Annotated in this window: 16 protein-coding genes; 11 read left to right on the top strand and 5 right to left on the bottom strand. The window is 60.7% G+C overall.

Features of this window, described 5'->3' with window-relative positions:
- Positions 1-47 precede the first annotated feature (47 nt).
- Positions 48-1,697 (bottom strand): acyl-CoA dehydrogenase family protein, encoded by a 1,650-nt coding sequence (locus BLR20_RS20080; RefSeq protein WP_054993692.1) that lies wholly within the window; start codon positions 1,695-1,697, stop codon positions 48-50.
- A 120-nt stretch (positions 1,698-1,817) separates the two neighbouring features.
- Positions 1,818-3,812 (bottom strand): sensor histidine kinase, encoded by a 1,995-nt coding sequence (locus BLR20_RS20075; RefSeq protein ID WP_054993691.1) that lies wholly within the window; start codon positions 3,810-3,812, stop codon positions 1,818-1,820.
- A 365-nt stretch (positions 3,813-4,177) separates the two neighbouring features.
- Between BLR20_RS20075 and BLR20_RS20070 the strand changes: the two genes are divergently transcribed.
- From BLR20_RS20070 to BLR20_RS20055, 4 genes are all read left to right on the top strand, one after another.
- Positions 4,178-4,975 carry a hydroxymethylpyrimidine/phosphomethylpyrimidine kinase gene (locus BLR20_RS20070; RefSeq protein ID WP_054993690.1) on the top strand — a complete coding sequence of 266 codons (798 nt, stop codon included), beginning with the start codon at positions 4,178-4,180 and terminating at the stop codon, positions 4,973-4,975.
- Between the two features lie 23 nt (positions 4,976-4,998).
- Entirely contained in the window at positions 4,999-5,616 is a 618-nt protein-coding gene (gene thiE, locus BLR20_RS20065; RefSeq protein WP_010427218.1) for a thiamine phosphate synthase, read from the top strand.
- Between the two features lie 282 nt (positions 5,617-5,898).
- The gene (gene hemL / locus BLR20_RS20060) at positions 5,899-7,182 is read left to right on the top strand and encodes a glutamate-1-semialdehyde 2,1-aminomutase (RefSeq protein ID WP_010427220.1); all 1,284 of its coding nucleotides are present in this window, start codon (positions 5,899-5,901) and stop codon (positions 7,180-7,182) included.
- A 296-nt stretch (positions 7,183-7,478) separates the two neighbouring features.
- Entirely contained in the window at positions 7,479-8,027 is a 549-nt protein-coding gene (locus BLR20_RS20055) for a tetratricopeptide repeat protein (protein WP_010427222.1), read from the top strand.
- A 42-nt stretch (positions 8,028-8,069) separates the two neighbouring features.
- Here the strand turns inward: BLR20_RS20055 and BLR20_RS20050 are convergent, their stop codons facing one another.
- On the bottom strand, positions 8,070-8,396 hold the full coding sequence (locus BLR20_RS20050) for a DUF1820 family protein (protein WP_003313868.1): 327 nt from the start codon (positions 8,394-8,396) through the stop codon (positions 8,070-8,072).
- Between the two features lie 139 nt (positions 8,397-8,535).
- Between BLR20_RS20050 and miaB the strand changes: the two genes are divergently transcribed.
- From miaB to lnt, 5 genes are all read left to right on the top strand, one after another.
- On the top strand, positions 8,536-9,864 hold the full coding sequence (gene miaB, locus BLR20_RS20045; RefSeq protein ID WP_010427225.1) for a tRNA (N6-isopentenyl adenosine(37)-C2)-methylthiotransferase MiaB: 1,329 nt from the start codon (positions 8,536-8,538) through the stop codon (positions 9,862-9,864).
- 176 nt (positions 9,865-10,040) lie between these two features.
- Positions 10,041-11,063, top strand: a complete 1,023-nt coding sequence (locus tag BLR20_RS20040; protein ID WP_010427226.1) for a PhoH family protein — start codon at positions 10,041-10,043, stop codon at positions 11,061-11,063.
- On the top strand, positions 11,056-11,556 hold the full coding sequence (gene ybeY, locus BLR20_RS20035) for an rRNA maturation RNase YbeY (protein ID WP_010427228.1): 501 nt from the start codon (positions 11,056-11,058) through the stop codon (positions 11,554-11,556). Before BLR20_RS20040 ends, ybeY begins: the two co-directional genes overlap by 8 nt.
- Positions 11,557-11,561: 5 nt before the next feature.
- On the top strand, positions 11,562-12,404 hold the full coding sequence (locus BLR20_RS20030) for an HlyC/CorC family transporter (RefSeq protein ID WP_003368790.1): 843 nt from the start codon (positions 11,562-11,564) through the stop codon (positions 12,402-12,404).
- Positions 12,405-12,432: 28 nt separating this feature from the next.
- Positions 12,433-13,953: an apolipoprotein N-acyltransferase gene (gene lnt, locus BLR20_RS20025; protein WP_054993689.1), complete on the top strand. Its 1,521-nt coding sequence runs from the start codon at positions 12,433-12,435 to the stop codon at positions 13,951-13,953.
- Between the two features lie 66 nt (positions 13,954-14,019).
- Here lnt and BLR20_RS20020 read toward each other — a convergent pair whose 3' ends face one another.
- Together BLR20_RS20020 and BLR20_RS20015 are read right to left on the bottom strand one after the other, a co-directional pair.
- Entirely contained in the window at positions 14,020-14,790 is a 771-nt protein-coding gene (locus BLR20_RS20020; protein WP_054993688.1) for a YdcF family protein, read from the bottom strand.
- Positions 14,791-14,906: 116 nt separating this feature from the next.
- The gene (locus BLR20_RS20015) at positions 14,907-15,248 is read right to left on the bottom strand and encodes a hypothetical protein (RefSeq protein ID WP_032615572.1); all 342 of its coding nucleotides are present in this window, start codon (positions 15,246-15,248) and stop codon (positions 14,907-14,909) included.
- A 312-nt stretch (positions 15,249-15,560) separates the two neighbouring features.
- Between BLR20_RS20015 and leuS the strand changes: the two genes are divergently transcribed.
- Positions 15,561-18,167 carry a leucine--tRNA ligase gene (gene leuS, locus BLR20_RS20010; protein ID WP_032615574.1) on the top strand — a complete coding sequence of 869 codons (2,607 nt, stop codon included), beginning with the start codon at positions 15,561-15,563 and terminating at the stop codon, positions 18,165-18,167.
- An 89-nt stretch (positions 18,168-18,256) separates the two neighbouring features.
- Entirely contained in the window at positions 18,257-18,862 is a 606-nt protein-coding gene (locus tag BLR20_RS20005) for an LPS-assembly lipoprotein LptE (RefSeq protein WP_010427237.1), read from the top strand.
- The last annotated feature ends 19 nt before the right edge of the window (positions 18,863-18,881 follow it).

The raw sequence follows: 18,881 nt of genomic DNA, 5'->3' as shown, positions 1-18,881 counted from the left end.
ATGTCCTGTCTGATCTTGCAGACGTGCATCGTAACGGGTTCGCGTGCTCATGCCACCTGCGGCGAGGACCTTTGCAGCAATGTTTCGACGTCAACGCCTCTGGGCAATGCGCCATACACCCGCCCGCCGGACACCAGCCGACCAGCAATGAAGCCGTCACTGACCGCCGCGTTACCCGCTTCCAGCAGCAACTTGCCCTGCAAGGCGATGGCGATGTCTTCGGTCAGTTGGCGGGCGCGGTACTGAAGGTCGCCGGTGTCCTGAAACGCGGCCTTGAGCTTGCCGATGTGCGCCGCCAGATGCCGGTCGCCATGCCCGTCGCCCAATTCGTCGAACAGCGCATCAAGCGCGCCGGGCTCTTTGGACAGGGTTCGCAGCACATCCAGGCATTGCACGTTGCCAGAGCCTTCCCATGTCGAGTTGACCGGCGCCTCGCGGTACAAGCGGGGCAGAATGCTGTCCTCGACATAACCGGCGCCGCCCAGGCACTCGGCGGCTTCGTTGATCATGGCCGGGGCGCGCTTGCAGATCCAGTACTTGCCCACTGCCGTGACCAGACGCACAAAACGCTTTTCGTGATCATCATCCAGGTGGTCAAGCGCGCGCCCCATCCGAAGGGTCAGGGCCAGCGCGGCCTCGCTTTCCAGCGCCAGGTCAGCCAGCACGTTCTGCATCAACGCCTGTTCGGCCAGCAACCGGCCACTGACCGCACGGTGCGCGCAATGGTGGGTAGCCTGAGTCAGCGCCTGACGCATCAGGGCACTGGAGCCGATCATGCAGTCGAAACGGGTCATGGCGACCATTTCGATGATGGCCGGCACGCCGCGCCCTTCCTCACCGATCATCCATGCCAGCGCGCCGCGAAACTCGACCTCGCTGGATGCGTTGGACCAATTGCCGAGCTTGTTTTTCAGGCGCTGAATGTAGAACTCGTTACGGGTGTCGTCCGGCCGGTGGCGCGGCAGCAGAAAACAGCTGAGGCCCTTGTCGGTCTGCGCCAGGGTCAGGAATGCATCGCACATGGGTGCCGAGCAGAACCATTTGTGCCCGACCAGCTCGTAGGCCTGGCCGGGACCACCTGCGCCCACCGGGAACGCACGAGTGGTATTGGCACGCACGTCGGTGCCGCCCTGCTTCTCGGTCATGGCCATGCCGATGGTCGCGCCACGCTTGTGTGCAATGCCTGCGTTACGTGGATCGTACTCAGTCGACAGCACCTTGGGCAGCCAGATTTCAGCCAGGTCCGGCTGCAGCCTGAGCGCAGGAACGCTAGCGAAGGTCATGGTCAGCGGACAGCCGCTGCCGGGCTCTGCCTGGGTATGCAGATAACTCATGGCCGCGCGTGCCACCTGCGCACCGGGCTGCGGATCGGTCCATGGCAAAGATGGAATGCCGTGCTCGATGGCCGTGCTCATCAACTGGTGATACGCCGGGTGGAATTCGACCAGATCGATGCGGTGCCCGTAGCGGTCATGGCTGACAAACTCGGGCTTGTGCTGATTGGCCAGAAAGCCGGCCGCCATCAGCGGCCCCCCTGCCAGCGCACCATAGGCGTCGATGCGCGGCTGCGCCCAGCCCGCACCGAATCGTCTGCTCCACTCCTGAAGCGGCACGTCGATACGGTAGAGGTTTGCCCCGTCGAGCGGCGGCGGTTGATTGGTGACTTCGTGGGTTTCGGCGAATTGATTCAGGTTCATGAGTCATCTCCTGCCTGAGTACACGCAACGTGCACACAGTGAATCACGCCCCCGGCCATCGCAAAAGTGCCGTAGCCGCCTAACTGTCTGAGCTTTCAGCTGATGACGCTATAAGGCGGCTTATATACCCCATTGAGCCTTGAGTTCAGGCGCTCTGCGCACTGCGCCCGGCACGACCATCAGCATCGGGACGCTCAGCGTAAAACAGCTGCCCTTGCCGGGTTCGGAACGATGACTCAGCTCGCCACCCTGCAACTCGACCAGTTTCCGGCAGATCGCCAGACCGATGCCCAGCCCGCCGTATTCGCGGGTCATGGAGCCATCGACCTGAAAGAAATGCTGATACAGCCGGGCTTCGTCCAGGCGGCTGAAGCCGATACCGCTGTCCATTACTTCGACCCGCAGGTACAGGCGCTCCAGGTCCTGCGGATGACCACTGAAACGCACCTGCACTGCGCCCTTTCGGGTGAACTTGATGGCGTTGTCCACCAGGCACTCGATGCACTGGTAGAGCTTGCTCGCGTCGCCGCGAAGGCTCGGCGGCAGTTTATCGTCCAGATCGAGCGTCAATATCAGGCCCTTGGCATGAGCCGCGCCGCTGAAGCGCTCCGCCAGCCTGTCGGCCAGATCCTTGGGCGCAAACGACTCGCAGTCGGCGTACAGCACACCGGCCTGCAACTCAGTGAGGGTCAGGATGCCGTTGATCATGCTCATCATGTCGCGCGCCGAACTGGCAGCGGTTTGCTGATACATCTCGACTTCGTCGTCCATGTCCAGCGTCTGCATGACCTCCAGCGATCCGATCACCCCGTTCATCGGCGTGCGCAGTTCATGAGTGAGCGTGGCGAGGAACTCGTCCTTCAGCCGATTACTGTTGGCCAGTTGCTGGTTGAGACGCTCCAGATCCTGACCGGCAGCCAGCAAGGTTTGCGCCTGCTGCCTGCGGGCGTGGTTGATACGGTCGGCCAGCGCCATCGACAGGAACGCCATTTCCAGCACCGTGCCGATGTGCGAGGCGTACATGGTCAGGAAGGTATTGGGCAGATAGCCGAGCAGCATCAAGCCGAAGATCAGTCCGCTGACCATGAACACCGACCAGGCGAGCACAAAGTAGCGCCCGACCCGCTCACCTTTGATGACCGCAACGATACCCGCCAGGTAGATCGTCACGGCGCCCGCCATGACCAGCTGAGCCGCGCCGCGCAGGGCCGGCCCGTAGCTGAGGAACAAGGCCATGCCCATGACCAGTACGGCAGCGCCGATGACCGCCAGCAGCAGCCGGTCCAGCCAGCGGCTCAGTTGTGCCGTGCCCAGAAAGCTGCGCGAAAACTGGCACGCGAATAACGTCGCCAGCGATATCAGGAAGGGGGTCGACGCATTCGCCCACCAGGGGCTGTCGGGCCACAGGTATTCGATGGCAACCCCGTTGATCGACATCTGGTAAAGCCCGAACGAGGCGACGTACAGCAGGTAATACAGGTAATCCACCTCACGAACGCTGAGGTAGATAAACAGGTTGTAGACCAGCATGCCCAGAAGCACGCCGTAGATCAGACCGAAGACGTAAACCTTGGAGGGCTGCGCATCCAGATAGGCATGGGTGGACCAGAGGTAGAGCGGTGCCTGAACGGCGCCTTCGCTGCGAATACGCATGTACAGGGTTCGCGTCTGGCCAGGCGGCAGGTCCAACTGGAAGAGGTAGTTGTTCTGGGCGAACTGACGGCTGGAGAACGGCAACATATCGCCGGTATGCCAGGCGCGAGTGGGCTGCCCGTCGGCATCCGGGCCGTAGAAGTCAATGTGGTCCATTGGCGGATAGGCCAGTTCCAGCAGCCAGTCGTTATGGATGCTTGCATCGGTCGGGCGATAGGTCAGCTCGACTTTCAGCCAGAAGGCGGAACGCGAATACCCGGCGTTGAAGGTCCCGGCAGGCACGGGCTGAAAGGCACCGGCGTGAGCCGCAGCGCTGACGCTTTCGATGGTCGCCTCGCCGGTCGGGTCTTCGAATACCTGAATGGCACGGCCCAACGGCAGAAAACGAGTGTTTTCATCGAGCTCGACGGCATGACTCTGCAACGGCAGCCAAAGAGCCAGAATGATCAGCAGATAGCGCATTGAAGCCCCAAGGTAGGTCGTCGCGTTCAATCCATCCATTGATTACGACGTCCCGCAAATTTCTATCCTTGAAACAGGCTAATGATTCAAACAGACCATTGAACGTGCACATGTACCGGCAGACATCAGTAAGAATCCTGACCGTGATTCGTCCGCCTTGCTAACCAAGCATAGCCGCTAATAACTTAAAGACAGTATCGTGATCAAAATCAAGGCAATAGCTCTATATCGGTGACTGCAGAGCAAACATGAGTACTTTTTAAGGTTTTGTCGAGCCTGCCGTTGTCGACGACTGACCTCGATCCGCAAGAAAAAACCGGCACCCCGAGCGGCCCGCGAAAGGTTTAGTGATAAGCTCGCGCACCATGAATATCTATAGCTCCCGCCCCGTAGTCCTTTGCCTGTCCGGCCACGACCCCAGTGGCGGTGCCGGCATGCAGGCCGATATAGAAGCCCTGCTCGCCCAAGGCTGCCATGCCGCTCCGGTCATTACCGCGCTTACGGTGCAAGACACAGTCAATGTCAGTGATTTCCGCGTACTGGATCGCGAATGGGTGATGGCGCAAACCAATGCAGTCCTCAATGATTCGAGCGTAGCAGCCGTCAAGCTGGGCATGCTGGGCTCACTGGAAATGGTCGATACCGTAGTCGATCTGCTTCTGGCTCACCCGCATTTGCCCATGGTCTGTGATCCGGTGTTGCGCGCTGGCGGCGGCGGCAGACTGGGCAAGGACGAGGTCGGCTACGCCATGCGCGAACGCCTGTTGCCACTGTCCACCATCGCCACCCCGAACCTCCCGGAAGCCCGCATCCTTGCCGAACTTCCCGAAGGTACTGCGGATGAATGCGCTGACAAACTACTGCCGTTTTGTGAATATCTGCTGATCACTGGCGGTCATGGTGATGAACAGCAAATCCATAACCGTCTGTACCTGCGTGGTGGCCAGACGCACACCTTCGTCTGCGAACGTCTGCCCGGCAGCTATCACGGCTCTGGCTGTACCCTGGCCAGCGCGCTGGCCGGGCGCATCGCTCAGGGGCAAGAACTGGTCAGTGCGGTGAAGTCGGCACTCGACTACACCTGGCGCACCCTGAGGGATGCCGAACAGCTGGGCCGGGGGCAATTCGTGCCACGTCGGCTGCCGCTGGATTTTTGTTCGTAATACATCGCCATGAGGGTCGATTCATGAAGCTGCGTGGCCTGTATGCCATCACCGACAGCCAGTTGCTGTCCGGGAAATTTCTTTCGTACGTCGAAGCTGCGCTGGACGGCGGCGTGACGCTGCTGCAATACCGCGACAAGAACAGCGACGAGTCCCGCCGTCTGCGCGAAGCGACCGAACTGCTCAAGCTCTGCGAACGCTACAAGACCCGGCTGATCATCAACGATGACGCTGAGCTGGCTGCGCGCCTGGGGGTGGGCGTGCACCTGGGACAGTCCGACGGCTCGCTGCCCGATGCCCGCGCTCTGCTGGGGCACAAGGCGATTGTCGGTGCCACCTGTCATGGCCGCGTGGAATTGGCCGAGCAAGCCAAGGCTGACGGCGCGACCTACGTTGCATTTGGCAGGTTCTTCAATTCCCTGACCAAGCCCGGTGCCCCGGCAGTGCCGCTGGACCTGATCGCTCAGGTACGTGCCAGGGTCCACCTGCCGATTGCAGTGATTGGCGGGATTACCCTGGAGAACGCACCGCAACTGGTCGAGCATGGGGCCGATCTGCTCGCCGTGGTGCACGGCCTGTTCGGCGCTGAGAATACCCAGGAAGTGACGCGCCGGGCGCGTGCATTCACGGCGCTGCTGTAGAGCGCAATCACTGTGGGCGCGAGCCGGGCGACGCTTCGCTTGCTCGCGAAGGCGATGGTTTAGACCCGTTATTTTCGGGGCCTGCATTGCCCACTTCGCGAGCAAGCTCGCTCCCACAAGTACGTGGTTCCTCATTCGCAGCCGTGCTTCATTTGATATAGTGCGCGTTCCTGCGCCTTCTCTGGCTCATGCCACCCAATAAAGCAGCCCACCCTGAAGCTGCCCGCCTCGGCTGACCCCAGCGTAGACACGAATTCCCCGTTTCAAAGCAGAGACCCGATCATGTCCCGTTCCGAAACACTGTTCGCCAACGCCCAAAAACACATCCCCGGTGGCGTCAACTCGCCGGTTCGCGCCTTCAAGAGCGTGGGTGGCACGCCGCTGTTCTTCAAGCACGCTGCGGGCGCCTACGTGACTGACGAAGACGACAAGCGTTATGTGGATTACGTCGGCTCGTGGGGGCCGATGATTCTTGGCCATAGCCACCCGGACGTGCTCGATGCCGTGCGCAGCCAGTTGGAACACGGCCTGTCCTACGGTGCACCGACGGCCATGGAAACCGAAATGGCTGACCTGGTCTGCGAACTGGTGCCGTCCATGGAAATGGTCCGTATGGTCAGCTCGGGCACTGAAGCAACCATGAGTGCGATCCGCCTGGCCCGCGGCTTCACCGGCCGCGACAGCATCCTCAAGTTCGAAGGCTGCTACCACGGTCACTCCGACAGCCTGCTGGTCAAAGCCGGCTCCGGCGCACTGACCCTGGGCGTGCCGAGCTCGCCTGGCGTACCTGCAGCCTTCGCGAAACACACCCTGACCGTGCCCTTCAACAACCTCGACGCCGTGCGTGAACTGCTGGCCGAAGTGGGTCAGGAAGTGGCGTGCATCATCGTCGAACCGGTGGCCGGCAACATGAACTGCGTGCCGCCTGCGCCTGGCTACCTGCAAGGGCTGCGTGATCTGTGCGACGAGCACGGCGTGGTGCTGATTTTCGATGAAGTGATGACCGGTTTTCGCGTAGCCCTCGGCGGCGCACAGGCCTACTACGGCGTAACGCCCGACCTGAGCACCTTCGGCAAGATCATCGGCGGCGGTATGCCGGTCGGCTGCTTTGGCGGCAAACGCGAGATCATGTCGCACATCGCACCGCTCGGCCCGGTCTATCAGGCCGGCACGCTGTCGGGCAACCCGCTGGCGATGGCCGCCGGCCTGACCACCCTGCGCCTGATCAGCCGTCCCGGCTTTCACGATGAATTGAGCGACTACACCCGCCGCCTGCTCGAAGGTCTGCAACAGCGCGCCGATGCCGCAGGTATCCCGTTCGTGACGACCCAGGCCGGCGGCATGTTCGGCCTGTACTTCAGTGAAGCCAAGGAAATCGTCACGTTCGAAGACGTGATGACCAGTGACTCCGAGCGCTTCAAACGTTTCTTCCACCTGATGCTGGAAGGCGGCGTGTATCTCGCACCGAGTGCCTTCGAAGCGGGTTTCACCTCCATCGCCCATGGCGATGCCGAGCTGAATCTGACCCTGGATGCTGCAGAAAAGGCATTCGCTGCGTTGAAATAAGCTCGTCAGGCATCACTCGTGCAGGGTGTCAGTGAACCGGCGCGAGTGATGACTGCGAATGAAACTGAACGTTAAGTATGTATTTTGCTTCTACAATGCAATGCGAACGCGGCACATACACGCTGACGACACCCCTCTTTCAGGTAATCCGCCCGTAAAAAAGGATGTTTTCAGGCCGTGCAGCAGAAAATCCGTAAAGACTTTGTAAGGTTGGCTCTGCTTATTTCATAATGCGCAGCCAGCACGTTTAGCTGGTCGGGCATGCCCGCACCTTTTTCAGAGGTAAGTCGACTCCCATGAACCGCACCGGCCGCACCCTTGTATTGGGCTGCCTGTTGCTTGTCTATCCCCTGCTGGCAACTGCCGGCGGCAACTCGTTGTTAGTCCCGGCGATGGGTCGTTGCACCCTCAATACCCAGCCAGAAAACCTGCCTGCAGCGCTCGAAGCCTGTCAGCAGGCCGCCAAGGGTGGGGACGCGCAGGCGCAGTACGAGTTGGGTGAGTTCTATTACGAGGGCAAAAATGCACCTCGCGATTTGCCGCAGGCGCTGAATTATTTCGAGCAGGCTTCGCTGCAGGGCCATGCCCAGGCGCAATATCAGCTGGGCTTGATGTTCAGCCGTGGCGAGGGTGTGCAGGCCAACAACATTCAGGCGTACATCGTGCTGAAGATGGCTGCGGTCAACGGTTCGGAAGAGGCGCTGGACGCTGCCGACGAAGTTTCGGCGAAGATGCAGCGTGACGAGCTCGAAGTGGCCACTCAGGTACTCGGGCAGATTTTCCGCAAATACCTGCTTGAATTGCAGACCGCCGAAGGGCGCAGTCCGTTCTCTCCGTTGCCCTGATCAGAAATTTCTCAGGGCAATCGCGATTCAAACCTGCAACGCTTACTTTTCCGGCATCGGCATGGGGAACGGCATCACATTGCTGGTGCCGCGCGCTTCACTGATCTTCGGCGTGCCCATGCGCTCGACTTCATCAATGCGCACAATCGAATGCATCGGCACAAAACTGCGCACCACACCTTCGAACTGGGCCTTGAGCTTCTCTTCGCTCGGGTCCACCACAACGGTCGTGCGCTCGCCGAAGACGAATTCTTCAACTTCCAGAAAGCCCCACAGATCACTTTGGTAGATCTGCTTGGCGTACATCTCGAACACCTGTCCCTGGTTGAGGAAAATCACCTTGTAGATTGGAGCTTCGCGTTTGGTCATAACGGGCGGGTAACGATCAGAGATGAAAAAGGGGCACGGACTATAGCATGTCCGCCCGCCTCGTCGGACAGCCGACGCTAGGAACCCGAGCCCTTCATCCTTATAATGCGCGGTTCACTGACACGGTTGATCATCACGCATGGCCAAAAAGCTTTATATCGAAACCCACGGTTGCCAGATGAACGAGTACGACAGCTCGCGCATGGTCGACCTGCTGGGCGAACATCAGGCCCTGGAAGTCACCGCTCGCGCGGAAGACGCCGACGTGATCCTGCTCAATACCTGCTCGATTCGTGAGCGCGCCCAGGACCGGGTCTATTCCCAGCTCGGCCGCTGGCGTGAGCTGAAGCTGGCCAATCCGGAAATGGTCATCGCCGTCGGCGGCTGCGTGGCCAGCCAGGAAGGCGCAGCGATTCGTGATCGCGCGCCCTATGTGGACGTGGTGTTCGGCCCGCAGACCCTGCACCGCCTGCCGGAAATGATCGACGCCGCACGCGTGACCCGCTTGCCGCAGGTCGATGTCTCGTTCCCGGAAATCGAAAAATTCGACCACTTGCCCGAGCCGCGCGTCGATGGCCCGAGCGCTTATGTGTCGGTGATGGAAGGCTGCAGCAAATACTGCACATTCTGCGTGGTGCCCTACACCCGTGGCGAGGAAGTCAGTCGTCCGTTCGACGACGTGCTGAGCGAGGTCATCCACCTGGCCGAAAACGGCGTGCGTGAAGTCACCCTGCTGGGGCAGAACGTCAACGGTTATCGCGGCACCACCCACGACGGACGCGTTGCAGACCTGGCCGACCTGATCCGCGTGGTCGCCGCCGTCGATGGCATCGACCGCATCCGCTACACCACCTCGCACCCGCTGGAATTTTCCGACAGCCTGATCCAGGCCCATGCGGAAGTGCCGGAGCTGGTCAAGCACCTGCATCTGCCTGTGCAATCGGGCTCCGACCGCATCCTGGCGGCGATGAAGCGCAACCACACCACGCTGGAATACAAGTCCCGCTTGCGCAAGCTCAGGGCTGCAGTGCCGGGCATCAGTATCAGCTCCGACTTCATCGTCGGCTTCCCCGGCGAGACCGAAAAGGATTTCGACAACACCATGAAGCTGATCGAGGACGTGGGTTTCGACTTCTCGTTCTCGTTCGTCTACAGCCCACGTCCGGGCACGCCCGCCGCGGACCTCAAGGACGATACGCCGGAAGCCCTGAAGAAAGAGCGACTGGCCGCGCTGCAACATCGCCTGAACCAGCAGGGTTTCGAGATCAGCCGGCAAATGGTGGGCAGCATCCAGCGCATTCTGGTGACCGACTACTCGAAGAAAGACCCAGGCGAACTGCAGGGCCGCACCGAGAACAACCGGATCGTCAATTTTCGCTGCGCCAACCCCAAACTGATCGGGCAGTTTGCCGACGTACACATCGATGATGCGCAGCCTCACTCGTTGCGCGGCTCGCTGCTACAGTAAAGCTTGAGTATCGCCGCAGAAACGAATCGCCGAATGAATTCGTTTCTGCGCGGTCCCTACCATTGAGCACGGTGAATCCCTGGCGCGGCCTTTAACAAGGCAAAGCTTTCGCACAACCAGCGCTAGGGGTATTCTTCAATACATCTCAATTGCCGCCGGACGGCCATTAAACGACCTTGAACGCACCCATAGAACCTCATCGCTTCACCCTCGAGCCTTTCGAGGCCCATCGTTTCGCCAACTTGTGCGGGCAACTCGACGAGCACTTGCGCCTGATCGAGCAACGCCTGGACATCGAGATCCGCAATCGCGGCAATCAATTCGAGCTTATTGGCGCGACCACTCAAACCCACTCCGCCGAGAACCTTCTGCGCCGCCTGTACCGGGAAACCAAAGGTACCGAGCTGACGCCGGACATGGTCCACCTGTTCCTTCAGGAATCGGGGGTGGACGGCCTGGACAATCACCCTGCCGCCGAAGTCGGCGTCTCGCTGCGCACCAAAAAGGGCATGATTCGCCCGCGCGGCCTGAACCAGCAGCGTTACGTCAAGGAAGTCCTCAGCAACGACATCAACTTCGGCATCGGCCCGGCGGGTACCGGCAAGACCTATCTGGCGGTGGCCTGTGCGGTGGATGCCCTGGAGCGCGAGCAGATTCGACGCATCCTGCTGGTGCGCCCGGCAGTCGAGGCTGGCGAGAAGCTGGGCTTCCTGCCCGGTGATCTGGCGCAGAAGATCGACCCGTACCTGCGCCCGCTGTACGACGCGCTGTACGAGATGCTCGGTTTCGAATACGTCGCCAAGCTGATCGAGAAGCAGGTCATTGAAGTGGCACCGCTGGCTTACATGCGCGGACGCACCCTTAATAACAGCTTCATCATTCTCGACGAAAGTCAGAACACCACCGTCGAGCAGATGAAGATGTTCCTGACCCGTATCGGCTTCGGCTCCACTGCCGTGATCACCGGCGACATCACTCAGGTCGACCTGCCCAAAGGCACTCGCTCCGGGCTGACCCATGTCATCGATGTGCTCAAGGATGTGCCGGGCATCAGCTTTACGCACTTCAAACCCAAGGATGTGGTTCGCCACCCGCTGGTGCAGCGCATTGTCGAAGCCTACGAGCGCTTCGACGACCGCCTCAGTGATGGTCCGTCGGGCAACAACAGTTACTCACGGGACAACCACCGCGATGCTTGAGCTGGACCTTCAGGTCGCAAGCGAGACAAGCGCCCCTGACGAAGCCCAATTCCGCCTCTGGTGCGAAATGGGCTTGCGTCAGCGCAGCGCCGACTCCGAGCTGACCATCCGCCTGGTTGACGAAAGCGAAGGGCGTGAGCTCAATCACACCTGGCGACACAAAAATTACGCAACAAACGTGCTTTCATTCCCGGCAGACGTTCCGGACGACATGCTGGACATCCCGTTGCTGGGCGATCTGGTCATATGCGTTCCGGTCGTCAACCGTGAAGCCGTTGAACAGGGCAAGTCCGTCGACGCGCACTGGGCGCACATGGTCATTCATGGTTGCCTTCATTTGTTGGGTTACGACCATATAGACGATGAAGAAGCCGACGAAATGGAAGCACTGGAACGAACGTTGCTTGAGGAGCTGGGCTATCCCGATCCTTACGCCGACGACGAAAGTGCCGACCATCCACATTCAGACACACCAAGCAAGGACCACGAGTAAGGGCTATGAGCGAAGACCGATCGAGCAACGGGCAAAAGTCATGGTTGGGTAAACTGACCCAGGCCTTTGTCCATGAGCCGAAAAACCGCCAGGAGCTGCTTGAGCTGCTGCGCGAAGCCCACCAGAACAAACTGCTGGACAGCGAAGCGCTGGCCATCGTCGAGGGCGCCATTCAAGTGGCTGACCTGCAAGTACGCGACATCATGGTGCCGCGCTCGCAGATGATCAGCATCAAGGCGACCCAGACACCCCGTGAGTTTCTGCCTGCGGTCATCGATGCTGCGCACTCGCGCTATCCGGTGATCGGCGAGAGCCACGATGACGTGCTCGGTGTGCTGCTGGCCAAGGATCTGCTGCCGCTGATCCTCAAGGCCGACGGCGACAGCGATGACGTCAAGAAGCTGCTGCGTCCGGCCACCTTCGTGCCCGAATCCAAGCGTCTCAATGTGCTGCTGCGCGAGTTTCGCGCCAACCACAACCACATGGCCATCGTCATTGACGAATACGGCGGTGTGGCAGGCCTGGTGACCATCGAAGACGTGCTGGAACAGATCGTCGGCGATATCGAAGACGAGCATGACGTCGAGGAAGACAGCTACATCAAACCGCTGCCCAGCGGAGACTTCCTGGTCAAGGCCCTTACGCCGGTCGAGAATTTCAACGAATTCTTCGACAGCACGTTCTCGGACGACGAGTTCGACACCGTGGGCGGTCTGGTGATGAATGCTTTCGGCCATCTGCCCAAGCGCAACGAAATCACTGAAATCGGTGCCTATCGTTTCCGCATCCTGAGCGCTGACAGCCGTCGCATTCATTTGCTGCGCGTGACGCCCATTTCACGTCCGTAAACACTCGATGCTGCTTTAAGGAATCTACATGCGCTGGATAACCCGCCCCGGCTGGCCCGGTAACCTGCTGGCCCTGGCGGCTGGCGGGCTCACGACCCTGGCCCTGGCGCCTTTTGACCTCTGGCCTCTGGTGCTGGTGGCAGTGGCGATGTTCTATCTGGGCCTGCGCGAACTGAACCCGCGCCAGGCACTGGCCCGTGGCTGGTGCTACGGCTTCGGTCTGTACGGCGCCGGCACCAGCTGGATCTACGTCAGCATTCACACCTACGGCGGCGCGTCCGTGCTGCTGGCCGGGCTGTTGATGTTGTTGTTCATCGCCGCCATTGCCCTGTTCTTCGCCCTGCCCGCCTGTGTGTGGGCGCGCTGGCTGCGTCGCAATGAAGCACCGCTGGCCGACGCGCTGGCCTTCGCAGCGCTATGGCTGTGGCAGGAGGCGTTTCGCGGCTGGTTTCTCACCGGTTTCCCGTGGCTCTATTCCGGCTACAGTCAGCTCGACGGTCCACTGGCCGGGCTCGCCCCTGTCGGCGGCGTATGGCTGATTTCGTTCTCGCTGGCGCTGACTGCTGCACTGTTGTGCAACCTGCACCGCCTGCGTGCACGCAAATCGTTTCTGGCCATGGGCGTGGTGCTGTTGCTGGCCCCGTGGGTGACAGGCCTGGCCCTCAAGGGGCACGCCTGGACATCGCCGTCCGGCGCGCCATTGAAAGTGGCGGCGATGCAGGGCAACGTCGAACAAAGCATGAAGTGGGACCCGCAAAAGCTCAACGATCAGTTGGCGCTGTACCGCGACATGACCTTCCGCTCGCAGCAGGCAGACCTGATCGTCTGGCCGGAAACCGCCGTACCGGTGCTCAAGGAAAGCGCAGAAGGCTACCTGTCGATGATGGGCAAGTTCGCTTCGGACCGCGGCGCGGCGCTGATCACTGGCGTACCGGTGCGCGAACCGACCGGGCGCGGTGAGTATCGTTATTACAACGGCATCACAGTTGCAGGCCAGGGTGACGGCACCTACTACAAGCAGAAGCTGGTGCCGTTCGGTGAATACGTGCCGCTGCAGGACCTGCTGCGCGGGCTGATTTCCTTCTTCGACCTGCCGATGTCGGACTTCGCCCGCGGGCCGAACGATCAGGCGTTATTGCAGGCCAAGGGTTACCACATCGCGCCGTTCATCTGCTACGAAGTGGTGTATCCAGAGTTCGCTGCAGGCCTGTCGGCGCAAAGCGACCTGCTGTTGACGGTCAGCAACGACACTTGGTTCGGCACCTCGATCGGCCCTCTGCAACACTTGCAGATGGCCCAGATGCGCGCTCTTGAAGCGGGCCGCTGGATGATCCGGGCAACCAACAATGGCGTGACCGCGCTGATCGACCCGTTTGGCAAAATCACCGAGCAGATTCCGCAGTTCGAGCGCGGCGTGCTGTACGGCGAAGTAGTGCCAATGCATGAACTCACGCCTTATCTGCACTGGCGCTCGTGGCCGCTGGCAATTGTCTGCCTGCTGCTGTTTGGCTGGGCGTTGATGGCGGCACGGATTTCCAAGACCGTCTGACTGCACGAAGCCGGTTTCATCTGCCTGCAGGTGGAATCGGCTTCAGATGCTCACTTCTTCGGATGATCATTGCCCCTTCCGATAGACCCACGGATAAACCAGCAAGCCTGCGGCTTCATTGAGCAGCATGCCGCTTTGCGTGAACACGCGACTTTCAGGCAGCCAGCCAGCAAAAGGCCGGGCGTTGTCGACACCCAGAAAGCCGACCGGCGCACCCACCACCGTGAAACCCGCCTGCTCGAAGCTCCAGCGTGCCCGCGGCATATGCCAGGCCTGAGTCACCAGCACAACGCGCTTGATACCTTGCGGCTGCAGAATCGCGGCGCTCATGGTCGCGTTCTCCCACGTGGTGCGGCTCAGCCCTTCCTGCCAGCGCACCGTCACAGCAAAATCGTCCTGCAGTGACTGCGCCATGATCGCCGCCTCGCTGGGCGGCTGGTCAAAATGCAGGCCGCCAGAGGTCAGTATCGGCAGTCCGGATTCTTTCGCCAATCGAGCCGCCAGACGCAGGCGCTCCAGCCCAAGACCGGTGGGCGTGTCTGTGCCCCAGGTCGGAGATTTGCGCTCGCGCCCGTTACCCAGCACCACAATGGCGTCCGCCTGCTGCGCCAGCGTCGCCCATTGCTGTTGTGGCAAGGGCGGGATCTGTTCCAGTTTACGAGCGGCAAACTCTACGACGACCGGCAGGCTCATCAGCCACAATCCGCCGAGGCCGACAGCAAAGAAAGCAGTAGCCAGACGCGGACGGGAGCGACGCAACCACCAACCCAGGATCAGCAGGACGAATAGAATACCGGGCGGCAAAAGGAGGGTTTTGAGCAGGTAGCGCAAGGGCATCGGGACATCTCCATGAGTGCCCGCAGCCTAGAATGTTTGCACATGCACGACAATGCCCGAAGCAGGAAGCCCGAGCCAGCCAGGCCCTTGGTCTGCGCGTGCAGGCAGGCAAATGCCTAAGTGTTACGGCCCAGCCGCACTGACGCCTTGGCTCGTCGCCGGTCTTTCAGCCACACAATGGTGGCTGACGTACGGGGCGACCTGCCGAGTTCTGCAGCAACCAGACCGCTGCTTGCAGGCGTGTCCACGACAGCCGCGCCTGCGTCTCCGTTACCTTTTTCGAGATAGGCTTCGATCAACTGGAACTCGGCACGGCTCAACCCCTTGAGCTCAAGCTCGGCAGGCAACTCGTTTCGGAGCCGGACCGAGGTACTCGCCGTCTCGAGTGCAAGACCGAGACGGTCGATCAGACGCTCATACAGCCTGGTCAGGCTTACAACATGCTGCAACTCTGTCATCCGCTCACCTCATCGAAGATCGTCATCACCCTCGCTTTTGAGCTTAGCGCCGCTGCAAGAACCGGTATGGAACAACGACCAACGGCCAGATGAGGTTGTCAGCCGGGCGTTGAGCCCGCAACTGGAGCAATCAGGGTTTCCCTCGATAGACGGCCCTCATGTATGCTACTGCGCTTCCTGTAATTCCACTTCCGCGCTCTTGAGCCCGAACGCACCGCACAGACAGTTGCATTTGTCCGCCACGCGGTGCCGACCTGACTCGGCGAAGCAATGAAGGGGTCAAGGGTCACTAATCCTTAGTAAAAAGTAGCCATGCACGAACTCTATCAGCCCCGTGAAATCGAAGCCGCCGCCCAAACGTTCTGGGATGAGCAAAAGTCTTTTGAAGTCAGCGAACAGCCAGGCAAGGACACTTTCTATTGCCTGTCGATGTTTCCTTACCCGAGCGGCAAGCTGCACATGGGTCATGTGCGCAACTACACCATTGGTGACGTGATCTCCCGCTACCAGCGCATGCTGGGCAAGAATGTTCTGCAGCCACTGGGCTGGGACGCCTTCGGCATGCCGGCTGAAAACGCCGCCATCGACAACAACGTCGCACCGGCCAAGTGGACCTACGAAAACATCGACTACATGAGGACCCAGCTCAAGAGCCTGGGTCTGGCGGTTGACTGGTCGCGCGAAGTCACCACCTGCAAGCCTGATTACTACCGCTGGGAACAATGGCTGTTCACTCGCCTGTTCGAAAAGGGTGTGATCTACCGCAAGAACGGTACCGTGAACTGGGACCCGATCGACCAGACCGTATTGGCCAACGAACAGGTCATCGACGGCCGCGGCTGGCGTTCCGGCGCGCTGATCGAAAAGCGCGAAATCCCGATGTACTACTTCAAGATCACCGCGTACGCCGATGAGCTGCTGGAAAGCCTCGATGAACTGCCGGGCTGGCCTGAACAGGTCAAGACCATGCAGCGCAACTGGATCGGCCGTTCGCGCGGCATGGAAGTGCAGTTTCCGTACGACCAGGCCTCGATCGGCGAAGCCGGTGCCCTGAAAGTCTTCACCACCCGCCCTGACACCCTGATGGGTGCGACCTACGTCGCAGTGGCGGCAGAACACCCGCTGGCGACCCTGGCCGCGCAAGGCAACCCCGCACTGCAGGCGTTCATTGATGAATGCAAGGGCGGCAGCGTTGCCGAAGCCGACGTTGCCACACAGGAAAAGAAAGGCCAGGCGACCTCGTTGTTCGTCGAGCATCCACTGACTGGCGAGAAGCTGCCGGTGTGGGTCGCCAACTACGTACTGATGCACTATGGCGATGGCGCGGTCATGGCCGTACCGGCGCACGATGAGCGTGATTTCGAGTTTGCCACCCAGTACGGTCTGCCAGTCAAGCCCGTGGTACGCACCAGCGCCGGCGACCAAACGCCTGCCCCGTGGCAGCCGGCCTTCGGCGAGCATGGCGAGCTGATCAATTCCGGCGAATTCACCGGCCTGACCTTCCAGGACGCGTTCGACGCCATTGAAGCCGCGCTGGTCAAGAAATCCCTGGGCCAATCACGTACCCAGTTTCGCCTGCGCGACTGGGGCATCAGCCGCCAGCGCTACTGGGGCTGCCCGATCCCTATCGTGCATTGCGACACCTGCGGCGACGTGCCGGTCCCGGAAGACCAGTTGCCGGTTGTCCTGCCGGAAGACGTCGTGCCCGACGGCGCTGGCTCGCCATTGGCGCGCATGCCCGAGTTCTACGAATGCAGCTGCCCGAAATGCGGCGCACCGGCCAAGCGTGAAACCGACACCATGGACACCTTCGTCGAGTCCTCGTGGTACTACGCGCGCTATGCCTCCCCGCATTACGAGGGTGGTCTGGTCGAGCCGAACGCTGCCAACCACTGGCTGCCAGTGGATCAGTACATCGGCGGTATCGAACACGCGATCCTGCACCTGCTCTACGCCCGCTTCTTCCACAAGCTGATGCGCGACGAAGGCCTGGTGACCTCGAACGAACCGTTCAAGAACCTGCTCACCCAGGGCATGGTCAACGCCGAAACCTACTTCCGCATGGAAACCAGCGGCAAGAAGACCTGGATCAACCCGGCCGACGTGACCCTTGAAAGAGATGCCAAGGCCAAGGTGATCAGCGCCACACTGACCAGCGATGGCCTGCCGGTGGAAATCGGCGGCACTGAAAAGATGTCGAAGTCGAAGAAAAACGGCATCGACCCGCAGACCATGATCGACCAGTACGGCGCCGACACCTGCCGCCTGTTCATGATGTTCGCCTCCCCGCCCGACATGAGCCTGGAATGGTCCGACTCGGGCGTCGAAGGTTCGCATCGTTTCCTGCGCCGGGTATGGCGTCTGGCTCAGGCGCATGTGGCTCAAGGCCCATCGACCGGCCTGGACGTTGCGGCATTGTCCGATGAGCAGAAAGCCATCCGCCGCGCAATTCATCAGGCGATCAGACAGGCGAGCCAGGATATCGGCCAGAACCAGAAATTCAACACCGCTGTCGCGCAAGTGATGACGCTGATGAACGTTCTGGAAAAGGCCCCGCAGGACACACCGCAGGACCGCGCACTGATGCAGGAAGGCGTGGAAACCGTCGCCCTGCTGCTGGCTCCGATCACGCCGCACATCAGCCACGAACTGTGGAAGCAACTGGGCCACAATGAGCCGGTGATCGACGCTGGCTGGCCTGCATTCGATGCAAACGCGCTGGTACAGGACAGTCTGCAACTGGTGATTCAGGTCAACGGCAAGCTGCGCGGTCACATCGAGATGCCTGCCAGCGCCAGCCGCGAAGAGGTCGAAGCGGCCGCCCGCGTCAACGAGAACGTATTGCGCTTCACAGATGGCCTGACCATTCGCAAGGTGATTGTCGTACCTGGCAAGCTGGTCAACATCGTCGCAAGCTGATTGGATCGGGCGCCCGGCAAATGCAGGGCGCCGAACATATTTCCAGGGCACGCACTGGCGGCCCAAACGGATTCAAGGGGAGCATCAAGATGATCAAACGCAATTTGCTGGTGATGGGCCTGGCTGTTCTGTTGAGTGCCTGTGGCTTCCAGCTGCGTGGCACCGGTACCACCGAGCTGGCGATCAAGGAGCTGGATGTCAGTGCCCGCGACGCCTATGGCGAAACCGTGACACAACTCACTCGCTTGCTGACCAGCTCAGGCGTCAAGGTCTACACCGGCGCGCCTTACAAGCTGATGCTGACCAACGAGGCCGAAACTCAGCGCGCCATCAGCTACTCGGGCTCTGGGCGCTCGGCTGAATACCAGCTGACCACCACCCTGACTTATGAAGTGCACGGCGACAAGGATCGCTTCCTGCTTGGCGATAAAGTTACCGCAGACCGTTCCTACGTACACGACGGCAACAACCTGACCGGTTCCGACCAGGAAGCCTCCCAGGTTCGCCAGGAAATGCGCAACGACCTGATCCAGAAACTGATGGCTCGCTTGCAGCAACTGACCCCTTCGCGTCTGGACGAGCTGCAGACCAAGGCGGACGCAGTTGCCAAGGCCGAAGCCGACGCACTCGAGGCTGCTCAGCGAATCCGCGACGAGACGCCTCAGCAGTCGCCTGTCGAAGTTCCAGCCAGATAAGTGTTCGGGGCCGGCTTTC

This window comes from Pseudomonas congelans, from assembly GCF_900103225.1.
In the GTDB taxonomy this organism is placed as follows: Bacteria; Pseudomonadota; Gammaproteobacteria; order Pseudomonadales; family Pseudomonadaceae; genus Aquipseudomonas; species Aquipseudomonas congelans.
This window is presented reverse-complemented; position numbering and strand designations above follow the sequence as displayed.